Here is a 13,457-nt window from a genome sequence, read left to right as displayed (position 1 = left end):
TCTTCATACTTTAAATACTATATCTGTGATTTCTTTTGCTGTTCTTGGTGCAATTTTAGTAAATATTGACCATAGCCAGTTTTCTTAAAAAAAGTTGCTCTATTGAATAACTGTCCAGCATCAATCCAGCCATTATTAAAGGCAATTTCTTCTAAACAGGCAATTTTTAAACCTTGACGATGCTCAACGGTTTGAACAAATTGACTTGCTTCAAGTAATGAGTCATGGGTACCTGTATCTAACCAAGCAAACCCACGCCCAAGAAGCTCAACATTGAGTTCTTGTTGCTGTAAATAGACATTATTTACGTCAGTAATTTCCAACTCACCGCGATGTGATGGTTTAATATTTTTTGCAATTTCAACCACCTTACTATCATAAAAATAAAGTCCAGTAACTGCATAATTTGATTTAGGCTGTTCTGGTTTTTCTTCTATGCTTAGCGCCTTACCGGTTGCGTCGAAGTCAACCACACCAAAACGTTCAGGGTCATTAACATAATATCCAAACACAGTTGCCCCTGCTTTTCGTTCAGAAGCCCGCTTTAATTGTGCTCCAAAGCTTTGCCCATAAAAGATATTATCTCCAAGAATAAGACAAACATTATCATCACCAATGAAATCTTCACCTAAAATAAAAGCCTGAGCTAAGCCATCTGGTGAAGGCTGCACTTTATAAGAAAGTTTTATTCCCAACTCTTCTCCCGTGCCTAATAACTTCTCAAAATTAGGCAAATCTTCAGGCGTTGAAATAATCAAAATCTCACTAATTCCAGCTAACATTAAAACAGACAACGGGTAATAAATCATTGGTTTATCATAAATTGGAAGGAGCTGTTTTGATGTACCCATTGTGATCGGATATAAACGTGTTCCAGACCCACCAGCAAGAATAATACCTTTACGTTTTAATTGGCTCATTGGATTATTTCCTCTAAAACTTGTGCTACACCTAACCTCCAGTGAGGTAGATGTATTTTAAAATTTGTTTGTAGCTTCATTGTATTTAAACGCGAATTTAATGGACGTTTTGCAGGTGTTGGATATGCGGATGTTTCAATTGGATTTACTTTTTGAATTGTTAAATTTTGACCTTTTTGTTTTGCCAAATCAAAAATAAACTGTGCATATTCATACCATGAACATCGACCTGTAGACGCAAGGTGATAGTGACCTTGTAGCTGTTTTTGTTGATCTAAATCGACCAGTAAATAATATTTCAAAGCTTGACAAGTCACATCAGCAATCAGAGCAGCTCCTGTTGGAGCGCCTATTTGATCATTGATAATACTCAACTCTTTACGACTCGATGCTAATTTCAGCATGGTTTTTATAAAATTATGACCATATGTGCCATACACCCAAGATGTTCTAAAGTTGATATATGCGCACCCACTTTGCTCTATGGCAATTTCACCTAATCGTTTAGTTTGACCATAAAAATTTACAGGCTCAGACTGATCATTTTCAGACCACGCTGTTTCGCCCTCACCATTAAATACATAATCTGTAGAATAGTGAATAAGTAAACAATTTTGAAGCTTACAAAGCTCAGCAAGTTTTTTAACAGCGAGATGGTTAATCTGATCAACTGTTTCTTGATCTGATTCAGCTTTATCAACAGCGGTATATGCGGCAGCATTGACTACGATAGCTGGTTGAACTTTCTCAAATACATTTTGAATTTGATCAAAATCTGCTAAATCACCACACAAACCATTTTCATTCATCGTGCGGTCAAGAGCAATGACTTGACCCAGTGGTTGTAATGCACGCTGCAACTCCCAACCAACCTGCCCATTTTTTCCAAGTAATAAAATCTTCATCGTATTATTCAAAGCTTAAGCATTTTCAGATTGATATTGTTGTTTGACCCAATTTTTATATTCACCACTTTGAACATTTTCAACCCAATCCTGATTAGACAAATACCATTCAACAGTTTTTCGAATACCTGTTTCAAAACTTTCTTCAGGCACCCAGCCCAAATCATTTTTGATCTTACTTGCATCGATTGCATAGCGTAAATCATGTCCAGGACGATCTTTAACAAAAGTAATTAATGTTTCGTAAGGTTGACTATTGGCTTGTGGTTTTAACTCATCCAAAATTTTACAAATGGTTTTGACTACTTCTATATTTTGTTTTTCATTATGTCCACCAATATTGTAAGTCTCACCAACAACACCCTCTGTCACAACTTTATAGAGCGCACGCGCATGATCTTCGACAAATAGCCAATCACGAATTTGGTCACCCTTGCCATAGATTGGCAAAGACTTGCCATCTAGAGCATTTAGTATCACTAAAGGAATTAATTTTTCAGGAAAGTGATAAGGACCATAATTGTTCGAACAATTGGTGACAATCGTAGGTAAACCATACGTTCTTTGCCATGCTCGGACCAAATGATCTGAACTGGCTTTACTTGCAGAGTACGGTGAGCTTGGTGCATACGGTGTGGTCTCAAGAAATAGATCATCCGTACCTTCTAAGTCACCATATACTTCATCCGTAGAGATATGATGGAAGCGAAAGCTTTGTTTTTTATCTTTTGTCAAATTATTCCAATATTGACGAGTTGCTTCAAGCAACTGATAGGTTCCAATAATATTGGTTTCAATAAATGTGGCAGAACCTGTAATAGAACGATCAACATGTGACTCAGCTGCCAAATGCATGATCACATCAGGTTTAAAATCTTCAAGCAATTGATCCATGGCCTGACGATCACAAATATCAGTTTGTGAAAATTGATATCGTTTATTTTGGTCTACATCTTTAAGAGACTCTAAATTTCCTGCATAGGTTAATTTATCAACATTAAGTACATGATTATCTGTATTCTTAATAATATAGCGAACTACTGCTGATCCAATAAAACCAGCTCCACCTGTCACCAAAATTCTCATACAACACCCTGCAAATCATTTTTAATCAATGTAGTTGAAATTTTCAATATAAACCTTAATTTTAAAAGTAACTAAACTATCATTAAGACATGTACTTTTATTTACTTTAAATACAGATGAAGAATTATAGCTAAACTCAATTTAAATTCATATATTGATAGCTTCTAATCTGCTCGATCTATTTGCTTGCATCTCACGACATTAATCTCCTCGAAGGACTTTATTCTTTAAATGCTAAAAAATCATTAAATAGATACAACTCAACACAGTTCTTTTTCGGTTTTAATACAATTACAGTGCAACAAGAAGATACCCAATCTATATTTTTTAGCTTACAATCCATCCTCAAGATTAAATTCTAAAGTAACAACGCAGTATAAAATAAGGGTTTTGAATGTGAAGTATCCGTACACATCACTGTTGACAATTTTAGCCATTTCAATTTCATTTTCTGGTTGTGCGATCACTTCAGGGCTTCAAACCTATGATTTACCTGAGCAAGGACAGTATAAAACGGATCAAGGTGCTGAACTCTCAGTTGTTCAATTAACCCAAACCACAATTCCAAGCTTCAATATTACCAATCAAGCACAATCAAGTGATCTTGCTTCTTTATTTCATCATCAACAAAATACTTATCGTTTAAGTTCAGGCGATGTTCTTTCTATTCAGCTTTGGGCATACCCTGAAATTACGCCTCCCATTCAAGATGCGACCAATATCAAAGCTGTAGGTTATCCGATTGACTCAAACGGTAATGTTCAATTGCCTTTGGTTGGATCAGTACGTATTGCTGGTAAGACCTTAGCTGAAACCAATCGTTTTTTACACAACCAGTTTGCAAAATATTTAAAGCATCCTGATGTGGTTGTCCGTGTATTGTCTTATGAAGGGCGTCGTTACTTTGTCAATGGTCAAGTGATGAAAAGTGGTCAATACACCCTCAATGACCAACCGATCAGTATTTATACTGCATTAGGTCAAGCTGGTGGTATAGACACAAAAACAGGCGATACGACCAATATTCAACTGATTCGAAATGGTCAAACCTATAACTTAAATACCATTCAATTAGAAAAACAGGGCCTGTCTCTACATCAGTTATTGATTCAACCGAATGACACCATTTTTGTCCACACCAAACAAGATCAAAAACTCTATGTGATGGGCGAATCCAGCCGAAGCCAAGCGCTAACATTGCGTGATCAAGGGATGACCTTAAGTGATGTACTTGGTGAGAGTGAAGGCATTAGTCCTTATTCAGCCAGTGCCGCACGAATTTATGTGATGCGTACCGATTTAAATACCAAGCAATCGACAATTTATCACCTAAATTTAAGTAGTCTAGGTAATTTGGCTTTAGCCAATCAATTTGCCATGCAAAAAAATGATATCGTTTATATTGATGCTACAGGTCTAACACGCTGGCAACGTATCATGAATCAAGTTATCCCATTCTCAAGTGCTTTATATAGCTTTGACCAGTTGGGTAAATAAGATGCAAATCCAAAATATTCTGGTGGTCTGTGTGGGCAATATTTGTCGAAGTCCAATGGCAGAGTTTTTTTTAAAGCAAAGTCATCCCAATTTAAATATTGAATCAGCAGGTCTTTCTGCAATGGTTGGACATAGTGCGGATGATAAGGCCATTGCTTGTATGGATGCTTTGAGTATTGATATGCGTTCGCATATTGCACGACAAATTAATGCAGATCTGATCAAAAAAGCAGACTTAATCTTGGTGATGAGTAAAAATCAGTCTCAACATATTGAGCAGAAATGGCCTTTTGCCAAAGGTAAAGTGTTTCGTTTAGGACACTGGCAAAGTCAAAATGTGCCTGATCCATACCAACATGATCAAGCTTTTTTTGATGAAACATGTGAAAATATCCAATCCTATGCCAAAGACTGGCAATCACATCTATAATTTTTAATTAGTTGTTTACCTATGAATCAAAATTCAAAAACTAATGATGATACGATTGACTTAAAAGAGTTGTTTTTCTCTTTAATCGCCCAATGGAAAGTGATTGCGCTTTGTACCATTTTAAGTTTGATCTGTGCTCTGCTCTATTTACGTGTAATCTCCCCTGTCTACTCCACAGATGCGATGGTGCAAGTGGAAGATGGTAAAAGTGCCGCTTCTGCAGCCTTAATGGGTGAACTTAAAGATGTTGCGGGTGGTTTAGGTCAAAAATCTCCTGCTGATGCTGAAATACAAATATTAAATTCTCGGCTTGTACTTGGAAAAGTCATCAAAAATTTGAATTTAGATATTCAAATTCAAGATAATGAAAACACTTTTTTACATAAACTCGTTTCAAAAGACAAAACCAAGCTCACTTATACTGCTCAATCTGTTGATTTTAAAAAAAATCAATCTAGTTTTTCTATTTTAAAGTTGGGTGTTCCACAATATTATGATGATAAAAAACTTGTATTAAATTTTTTAGATAAGAATCAATTCAGTTTAAGTTATCAAGATCAAGTTGTATTTAAGGGTTTATTAAACCAACTCAATCAAGCACAAGACAGTAAAGGCCTATGGTCAGTACAAATTAACAGCCCCCATCCATTTCAACAAGACTTTACACTCACCAAACTTTCCCTACCTTCAACTGTTAAGTTGATTCAAAAAAGTTATTCAGTTGTTGAAAAAGGTAGAATGACAGGTGTGATTGGTCTAAGTTATAGCGGAAATGATCAACAACACATCACTCAGGTGCTGAATCATATCTTAGGTGTTTATCATGAGCAGAACATTGAGCGTAAAACCTTAGAGTCTAAACAAACCTTAAGTTTTCTTGATCAACAGCTCCCAGAGCTCAAGCAACAGCTTGAACAGTCTGAGATTAAATTCAATAAATTCCGTGAACAATACAATACTGTGGATGTGACTCAAGAATCAGAGTTGATGTTAAAGCAGAATGTTGAACTCGAAAAAATGCGGATTGAGTTAAAGCAGAAACAAGCGGAGTACTCTGCCAAATACACCCCCGATCATCCGCTGATGACTGAGATCAATGCGCAACTTGCGGCGATCCAGAAAAAATCGACTGAGTTGAATCAAGCGATTAAGCGTTTACCTGAAACCCAACGTTTATATTTACAACTCTATCGTGATGTTAAAGTCAATACTGAACTCTACACCTCTTTATTAAACAGCTATCAGCAATTAAAAATTGTAAAAGCGGGTGAAATTGGTAATGTACGTATCATTGATACAGCAGTAGAACCCGTAAAACCAATTAAACCAAGAAAACTAATTATCCTAATTTTATCAATTTTTGTGGGTGGTTTTATTGGTGTTCTGATTGCTCTATTTCGAAATTTACTTTCATCAGGTATCAAAGATTCTTCTAGTATCGAAAATGAACTTGATTTACCCGTCTATGCAACTGTTCCTCGCTCTCCGATTCAGGAAAGTCGTGTACAATTGCTGAAAAAGAAAAAATCGATTCCTATTCTTGCAGTTAAAAATAGTGAAGATATTGCGATTGAAAGTTTACGCAGTATCCGTACCACAATTCATTTTGCCTTGAATAATGCCAAAAATAATATTATCGCGATTTCAGGGCCTGCACCAGAAATTGGAAAGTCTTTTATTTCAACAAACCTTGCCGCAATTTTTGCGCAGGGTAATAAAAAAGTCCTTTTGATTGATGCCGATATTCGTCGTGGCTATTTGCATAAATACTTTGACCATGATACCGCGCCAGGTTTAACTGAATATCTAACCAATCAAAGTACACTAGAACAATGTATTGTGCATTCAAATAGTGTAAGTCATTTAGATTTTCTGCCTCGTGGTAAGAATCAAGGCAATGCAGCTGAAATGCTGAGTTCTCCACGTTTTAGTGAACTGCTCGCTCAACTGTCTCAGCAATATGATCATATTATTATTGATACACCACCAATCTTGGCGGTGACAGATGGTATCATCATTTCACAATTCGCAGGTGTTAACTTGGTGGTTGCGCGCTATGCCAAAACTCAGATGAAAGAGTTGGAGCTGACTGTGAATCGCTTTGAACAAGCAGGAAGCAAAGTGAACGGGATTATTCTCAACGATGTTCAAGCCACAGCTGGCGGTAATTATGGCTATAATTACGCTTATGCTTATACATCGACCAAAGATGATTAATTCCAAATAAGACAAAAAGCCAGATTCATTCTGGCTTTTTTTATACTGGGTCAATGGACAACATAACTGTATATTTTTAGTTGTTCAGCTCAGATAACTATATCGTTTAGACTAAAGAAGTTATATGCTTGAGCAGTTTCTGTTCATCCGTAAATGAACTTGTTAAAAGATTAAAATTTGGAATTTTTTATGAGTAAAGCCTTACCCATCGCAATCGCTGTAATCTTAGGTGGTGCTGCACTTGTTCCTGTTTATTATGCATCTCAACACCCTGCTGATGTAAACAGTAGTCATTCAATGTCAAAAGACGCAAAACCTGTAGAAAAAATCAGTTATGCGCTTGGTTATGAAGTTGCCAGCCAAACTCCACCAGAAGTTGATGTCAATACATTTATTAACGGTATCCGTGACGGTCATGCGAAAAAGCAACGTGCCTATACCGACGAAGAACTACAAAAGGCTTATGTTGAGTTTCAAAAAGAAATGCAACAAAAGCAATTGCAACAAACAAAACAGTCTAATGCATCCAGTGATGCTTTCTTAGCAGAAAATGCAAAGAAAGAAGGTGTTAAAACAACTGCATCAGGATTGCAATATAAAATCACCAAAGAAGGCACAGGCAAACAGCCATCTGCGACCTCACAAGTGACCGTACACTACAAAGGTCAACTTTTAGACGGTAAAGTGTTTGATAGCTCTTATGACCGTGGTCAACCTGTTGAATTCCCTTTAAATCAAGTGATTCCAGGGTGGACTGAAGGTTTACAACTGATGAAAGAAGGCGGCAAAGCAACCTTGTATATTCCTGCAAAACTGGCATATGGTGAACAAGGTGTTCCAGGGACGATTCCTCCAAACAGTACACTCATTTTTGATGTTGAACTGATTCAAGTGAAATAACAGTTAAAGAAAGGAGAGGTTTACTCTCCTTTTTGGATTTTTAATTATGAAAAAGACACTGATTGCACTCAGTATGGGTTTAATAAGTAGCGTTACTTTTGCTGCACCCATTAACAATAAAAGCGCTCAGCAAGATCAACTTGGCTACAGCTATGGTTATGTCATGGGACGTAGCAATGCTGATACCCTTAAACAGATCAATTTAGATGCCTTTATTCAAGGCATCAAAGAAGGATCTACAGGTCAAAAAGCTGCATTGACCGACGAAGAAATGGCCAAGGCATTAGCCCAATACAAGCAACAGACTGAAGCTAAACAGTTGCTAGAATTTAAAAAAGTCGCTGATGAAAATGCTCAACTTGGTGAAAAATTTCTTGCTGAAAATGCAAAAAAAGCAGGCGTGATTACACGTCCAAGTGGCTTACAATATAGTATCCTGCAACAAGGAACAGGAAAATCACCTTCTGCGAAGTCTAAAGTATCTGTCAATTATGAAGGTCGCTTACTGGATGGCACCGTTTTTGATAGTTCTTTTGCACGCAACGAAGCTGTTGAGTTCCAAGTCAGCCAAGTGATTCAAGGCTGGACTGAAGGGTTACAACTGATGAAAGAAGGTGCTAAATATCGCTTCTTTATTCCAGCAAAACTCGCCTATGGAGACATGGGTGCAGGTGATGCGATTGGACCAGACAGTACCTTAATCTTTGATGTAGAGCTGTTGAAAGTGTTACCTTAGTTTCAGCATAAATATTAAAAAAACATCGCTTAAATTGCGATGTTTTTTATTTCTAATAAGCATCAATCTTATCGTTAATGCTTTAAATGTCTTGGTCTAAAACCCGATACAAGTAAAGCAACAGCATAAGCAATCACACCGACTAGACATAGCCCCACCACTTCAAGAATCCGGATCCATTGAGAAACGCTACCATCATACCAAGTCAAAGCACACCATAACGCTGCAACCATGGCAATATTGGCAATCGCAAACTGAATGAAAAGTTTTTTCCAATGTGCACCAAAACGGAATATGTCTTTTTTATGCAAATAAAAATACAGCATACCTGCATTCACCAAAGCTGAACCAGATGATGCAATCGCTAAAGCCATGTGCTCTGCTTGCCAGTCAATCAGTTTAAAGATTCCAATAAATATCACGTTTAGGATGGCATTGGCAGCAACGGCCATTAATCCCACCCGTACAGGTGTTTTGGTATCCTGAATGGCGTAGAAACCTGGTGCAAAGACTTTAATCAGCATAAATGCCAGTACACCACCACTCATACATTGCAGAGCCAATGCAGTCATTTGCGTATCACGTGCATCAAAAGCACCATGTTGGAAAAGCGCTTGAATAATGGGGGTAGACAACATGAATAATGCAATACTGGCAGGAACGCCCACCAAAACAATCACACGTGCCGCCCAATCCAACATTCTACGGAACTTGGCTTGATCTTGTTCAGCTTTACTCACCGAAAGTGAAGGAAGAATCACTGTACCAATCGCAACTCCGATCAGCCCAAGCGGCAATTCAGTCATTCGCTCTGCACTATATAACCATGAAACAGAACCATCTTGCATAAACGATGCCCAGATTGTATTCAACAACAAGTTAATCTGTGTCACAGATACCCCAAATAAAGCAGGCAACATCAGCTTTAAAATTCGATCTACACCCTCATGTTTAAAATCAACTTTAGGTGGAATCAGCAATTTTTTCTTCCAGAGTTCAGGAATTTGTATGGCAAGTTGTAAAACCCCTGCAGCAACCACAGCCCAACCCAGTGCCATAATTGGCTGTGCCATATAAGGCGTTAGCCACCAAGCCCCTGCAATCATTGCAACATTGAGCAATACAGGCGAAAATGCAGGTGATGCAAATGATCCATAGCTGTTTAAAATACTGCTGGCAAACGCGGTCAGTGACATAAACATCAGATATGGAATCGTCAAACGGAACATATCGACAGCAAGGTCAAATTTGGCAGGATCACTATGAAAACCAGGTGCATAAATATACAAAATGACTGGCGCAATAATCATGCTGATCAGCGTTAATAATGACATCACCATTAACAAACAACCAAACACCCGACTAATCAAAATTTGCACTTCAGCATGCAGTTTTGTAGTTTTGTACTCAGTGAGAACGGGAATAAATGCTTGAGAAAAAGCCCCTTCAGCAAACAACCGCCTGAAAAAATTGGGAATACGAAAAGCAACTACAAAGGTGTCAAAATCCTTACCTGCACCAAAGACATTGAGCAGTACCATATCTCGTACCAGACCCAAGACTCTTGACAGCATGGTCATTGCACTAACAATAAAGGTGGATCGCCACAGCGCCATCGTATTCACCTAGTTAAAATAAAGTCGCTATTGTAATTAAATATTCTCAAAATTGCGTTGTTAAATCATAAACAGAAATCTATTTTAGTCTTATTTTTTATACTCAATTTTTTCTGCGTCAATTCTTCCCGAAAGCGTTGCCATTGAAAATGTGCTCCTGGGTCAGTTTTTCGACCAGGTGCAACATCGGAATGCCCTGCTAAATGATGATCAGTCTTCGGATATGCCTGTTGCAAAGCCATTACCACATCAACCAACTGTTGATATTGCACTTCTTCAAAGTCGAGATCATCACTGCCTTCCAATTCAATGCCAATGGAATAATCATTGCACTCCACTTTTCCCAAATATGAGGAACGTCCTGCATGCCAAGCACGGTCATTAAAATTAACGAACTGGATAATCTCACCTGTTCGTAAAATCAATAGGTGTGCAGAAACTTGCATGCCTTGAATGGTTTGAAAATAAGGATGTAATGAGCAATCGAGTTGATTTTGAAAAAACTGTTCAATATAGCCTCCACCAAACTGTGAGGGGGGTAAACTGATATTATGAACAACAATCAGCTGAATCTCAGTATTTTCAGGACGTTGATTATAATTAGGAGATGGGACCTGTCTTGCGCCAGTCAATTGACCATTTACAACCTGAAACTTTGATGCCGATTGCATATCTTATTCCTACCGGGCTTGTTTATTTTCAACAAAGCGAATTTCAATATTTTAGTGTACTCTTATCCATATAAAATAAAAACTTCTTCAAACTTGCAATGACAATGCTAATATATCGCTCAGTTTTTAAGGGCAACAACCATAGGGATATCCATGAGCATACCTGAAGCTTTGCTTGAACAATCGATTCAAATTAATATTCAACAAGCACTCCAAGAAGATATTGGCGATGCGGATATCACCGCCCTCCTCACGCCAGAAGATGAACAAGCGACTGCTACTATTATTTCTCGTGAAGACATGGTTCTTGCTGGACAACCGTGGGTGAATGCCTTGATTAAGGCATACGACCCAACAGTACAAATTACGTGGTTGAAAAATGATGGTGATGTCGTCAAAGCCAATGAAACGATCTATCAATTGGCAGGTTCTGCACGTAGCTTACTGACTGTAGAACGTCCAGCATTAAACTTTGTGCAAACGCTATCTGCTGTCGCAACCAAAACTGCAGCATATGTAAAATATCTGGAAGGTACGCCAACCAAACTGTTGGATACACGCAAAACTCTACCCGGTTTACGTATTGCACAAAAATATGCGGTGGGTGTAGGTGGCGGGCAAAATCATCGTTTGGGTTTATTTGATGCATTCCTAATTAAAGAAAACCATATCATGGCGGCGGGTGGAATTGCACAGGCGATCGCCAAAGCACGTCAAATCGCACCCAACAAGCCCGTTGAAGTAGAAGTTGAAACATGGGATGAACTGAATCAAGCCCTTGAAGCTCAAGCTGACATTGTGATGTTAGATAACTTTAGCCAACAGCAAATGATCGATGCAGTTAAGCATGTTGCGGGACGTTGTAAATTAGAGGCTTCAGGCAATATCACCTTAGAGACTTTAACTGAAGTGGCGCAAACCGGTGTGGATTATATTTCGATGGGTGTCTTAACCAAAGATGTCAAAGCCATTGATTTATCAATGCGTTTTAATGGCTAAACACTCGGAATATGCCTTAATCAAGCAGTACCAAAGTGCTGCTTTTTTTTTATTACAAAATATAACGATCAGTGAATAAATAATCAGCTACTTTTATGCTCAATATACTTTAAATAATCAATAAATCATCTGTAAAGATAAGAGATAAACAATGAAAAAACATATTCTATCTCCATCACTCCTCGCTTTAGCGATTCCGATTTTTAGCCATGCAGACACCGTCAATGTTCATGTGTTAAGTGCAACCGTCAAAGATCAAAATATTGCCAATGCCGAAGTGATTTTACAAAAGAACGGTGAACACTCTGCCTCGAGCTCTACCAATGCCGATGGACGAAGTACAGTCAATAGCAATGCTGCAGACGGCGCTGATAATTTACTGATTATTAAAAAATCAGGTTATTCAACACTTGTGGCAAAATGCCCATGTGATGGTATGACCTATGCACTCAGCCCTGTGCTTAAAGATTTAAACAGTATGCGTATTGTCCTGAACTGGGGCAAAAATCCTTTGGATCTTGATTCACATTTAAGTTATAAAAATCAGCATGTTTACTGGGACAGTAAACAAGGCTTATCAGCAAATCTAGATGTCGATGATACCGACTCTTATGGTCCAGAAACCGTCACCATTGATCAACGTCTTGAAGGTCAATATTACGTTTATTCAGTGCATGATTTTTCAGATCGTGATCGACCCAACACAAACAATCTATCCAATAGCCAAGCCAAAGTCATGGTCTATGCAGGAGAGTCGCTGATTCGTTCCTATTATATCCCGACAGGTCAAACCGGGAATTTTTGGACTGTCTTCCGAATTAGCCCAGAAGGCGAAATTCAAGACATCAACCGTATTTCTGGAACCACCGTGAATGCCAGTCAAGTTGGTTCAAGCGTCTCGAATTATCAAAATCAAACTACCCGAGTGAATCTTGTGCCTGTTTCTGCGGATGCACAGAAGCGAGCTAAAACACTCAACCTAAATGCAGACAAAGCCTATAAAAATAATCAGATTGAACAAGCAGCCATGCTCTATCAACAATCGATAGACTACAATCCAAATGTAGGGCAAACCTATAGTAATCTTGCCGTAACCTATCAAAAACTCAATCGTGCCTCAGAAGCATTATGGGCAAATCAAAAAGCGATTGCTTTGGCGACCAATGACAATACCAAAGCGTATTCTCATTATAATATGGGTAAAATCTATGAAAATAACCAAGATTTTGCCCAAGCCAAACATCATTATCAATTGGCAAATCAATACAAGCCAAGTGAGACTTATAATGAAGCAATACAACGAGTAAGCCGTTAAATCTTAAGCCCAAAGAATGAGTCATTTCTTTGGGCTTTTATCTTGGTTAACTCAGTCAAAATTTTAGTTAAAAAGTTTAATTTGCTTACAAAATAGACGGTTTTTACATAGAATAATTGCCTGAATCAGCCTATAATTTTTGGCTCTCCAAACTTCGCTAAAATT

The 13,457-nt window shown here is 37.9% G+C and carries 12 protein-coding genes; 7 read left to right on the top strand and 5 right to left on the bottom strand.

The features are described from left to right. Nucleotides 1–17: 17 nt before the first annotated feature. The 3 genes from rfbA to rfbB are packed head-to-tail and all read right to left on the bottom strand — an operon-like array spanning nucleotide 18 to nucleotide 2,911. A complete protein-coding gene (gene rfbA, locus OSH00_RS19160; RefSeq protein ID WP_266131743.1) occupies nucleotides 18–920 on the bottom strand; it encodes a glucose-1-phosphate thymidylyltransferase RfbA in 903 nt (300 codons plus the stop codon). Next, a complete protein-coding gene (gene rfbD, locus OSH00_RS19155; protein WP_266131742.1) occupies nucleotides 917–1,825 on the bottom strand; it encodes a dTDP-4-dehydrorhamnose reductase in 909 nt (302 codons plus the stop codon). Before rfbD ends, rfbA begins: the two co-directional genes overlap by 4 nt. A 15-nt stretch (nucleotides 1,826–1,840) precedes the next feature. Beyond that, nucleotides 1,841–2,911, bottom strand: coding sequence for a dTDP-glucose 4,6-dehydratase (gene rfbB, locus OSH00_RS19150; RefSeq protein WP_266131741.1), 1,071 nt, complete (start codon nucleotides 2,909–2,911; stop codon nucleotides 1,841–1,843). Between the two features lie 396 nt (nucleotides 2,912–3,307). On the opposite strand from rfbB, the gene OSH00_RS19145 reads away from it, so the two are divergent. The 5 genes from OSH00_RS19145 to OSH00_RS19125 all read left to right on the top strand — a co-directional run bounded on the left by OSH00_RS19145 (nucleotide 3,308) and on the right by OSH00_RS19125 (nucleotide 8,691). Then, a complete protein-coding gene (locus tag OSH00_RS19145) occupies nucleotides 3,308–4,408 on the top strand; it encodes a polysaccharide biosynthesis/export family protein (RefSeq protein WP_266131740.1) in 1,101 nt (366 codons plus the stop codon). 1 nt (nucleotide 4,409) lies between these two features. Next, the gene (locus tag OSH00_RS19140) at nucleotides 4,410–4,838 is read left to right on the top strand and encodes a low molecular weight protein-tyrosine-phosphatase (protein WP_266131739.1); all 429 of its coding nucleotides are present in this window, start codon (nucleotides 4,410–4,412) and stop codon (nucleotides 4,836–4,838) included. Between the two features lie 21 nt (nucleotides 4,839–4,859). Continuing rightward, on the top strand, nucleotides 4,860–7,055 hold the full coding sequence (locus tag OSH00_RS19135; protein ID WP_266131738.1) for a polysaccharide biosynthesis tyrosine autokinase: 2,196 nt from the start codon (nucleotides 4,860–4,862) through the stop codon (nucleotides 7,053–7,055). Between the two features lie 189 nt (nucleotides 7,056–7,244). Next, nucleotides 7,245–7,955, top strand: a complete 711-nt coding sequence (locus tag OSH00_RS19130) for a BamJ family beta-barrel-assembly machinery protein (protein ID WP_058972003.1) — start codon at nucleotides 7,245–7,247, stop codon at nucleotides 7,953–7,955. Nucleotides 7,956–8,001: 46 nt separating this feature from the next. Further along, nucleotides 8,002–8,691, top strand: a complete 690-nt coding sequence (locus OSH00_RS19125) for a BamJ family beta-barrel-assembly machinery protein (RefSeq protein WP_266131737.1) — start codon at nucleotides 8,002–8,004, stop codon at nucleotides 8,689–8,691. A 74-nt stretch (nucleotides 8,692–8,765) separates the two neighbouring features. Here the strand turns inward: OSH00_RS19125 and murJ are convergent, their stop codons facing one another. Both murJ and ampD read right to left on the bottom strand, forming a co-directional pair. After that, complete coding sequence (murJ, locus tag OSH00_RS19120) at nucleotides 8,766–10,316, bottom strand: murein biosynthesis integral membrane protein MurJ (RefSeq protein WP_266131736.1); 1,551 nt, start codon at nucleotides 10,314–10,316, stop codon at nucleotides 8,766–8,768. A 56-nt stretch (nucleotides 10,317–10,372) separates the two neighbouring features. After that, nucleotides 10,373–10,978 (bottom strand): 1,6-anhydro-N-acetylmuramyl-L-alanine amidase AmpD, encoded by a 606-nt coding sequence (gene ampD, locus OSH00_RS19115; RefSeq protein WP_266131735.1) that lies wholly within the window; start codon nucleotides 10,976–10,978, stop codon nucleotides 10,373–10,375. Nucleotides 10,979–11,131: 153 nt separating this feature from the next. Between ampD and nadC the strand changes: the two genes are divergently transcribed. Continuing rightward, nucleotides 11,132–11,977: a carboxylating nicotinate-nucleotide diphosphorylase gene (nadC, locus tag OSH00_RS19110; RefSeq protein WP_266131734.1), complete on the top strand. Its 846-nt coding sequence runs from the start codon at nucleotides 11,132–11,134 to the stop codon at nucleotides 11,975–11,977. A gap of 151 nt (nucleotides 11,978–12,128) precedes the next feature. Continuing rightward, the gene (locus OSH00_RS19105; RefSeq protein WP_266131733.1) at nucleotides 12,129–13,292 is read left to right on the top strand and encodes a hypothetical protein; all 1,164 of its coding nucleotides are present in this window, start codon (nucleotides 12,129–12,131) and stop codon (nucleotides 13,290–13,292) included. Nucleotides 13,293–13,457: the final 165 nt, after the last annotated feature.

The sequence above is a fragment of the Acinetobacter nematophilus genome (assembly GCF_026344175.1).
Classification (GTDB): domain Bacteria; phylum Pseudomonadota; class Gammaproteobacteria; order Pseudomonadales; family Moraxellaceae; genus Acinetobacter; species Acinetobacter nematophilus.
Note: the sequence above shows the minus strand (reverse complement) of the source record. Positions and strands in the feature narration are given on the sequence as shown.

Coding starts and splice junctions, on each gene's coding strand:
- rfbA (WP_266131743.1), bottom strand. CDS start 920: ATGAGCCAATTAAAACGTAAAGGTATTATTCTTGCTGGTGGGTCTGGA.
- OSH00_RS19135 (WP_266131738.1), top strand. CDS start 4,860: ATGAATCAAAATTCAAAAACTAATGATGATACGATTGACTTAAAAGAG.
- OSH00_RS19140 (WP_266131739.1), top strand. CDS start 4,410: ATGCAAATCCAAAATATTCTGGTGGTCTGTGTGGGCAATATTTGTCGA.
- rfbB (WP_266131741.1), bottom strand. CDS start 2,911: ATGAGAATTTTGGTGACAGGTGGAGCTGGTTTTATTGGATCAGCAGTA.
- nadC (WP_266131734.1), top strand. CDS start 11,132: ATGAGCATACCTGAAGCTTTGCTTGAACAATCGATTCAAATTAATATT.
- OSH00_RS19105 (WP_266131733.1), top strand. CDS start 12,129: ATGAAAAAACATATTCTATCTCCATCACTCCTCGCTTTAGCGATTCCG.
- rfbD (WP_266131742.1), bottom strand. CDS start 1,825: ATGAAGATTTTATTACTTGGAAAAAATGGGCAGGTTGGTTGGGAGTTG.
- ampD (WP_266131735.1), bottom strand. CDS start 10,978: ATGCAATCGGCATCAAAGTTTCAGGTTGTAAATGGTCAATTGACTGGC.
- OSH00_RS19130 (WP_058972003.1), top strand. CDS start 7,245: ATGAGTAAAGCCTTACCCATCGCAATCGCTGTAATCTTAGGTGGTGCT.
- OSH00_RS19125 (WP_266131737.1), top strand. CDS start 8,002: ATGAAAAAGACACTGATTGCACTCAGTATGGGTTTAATAAGTAGCGTT.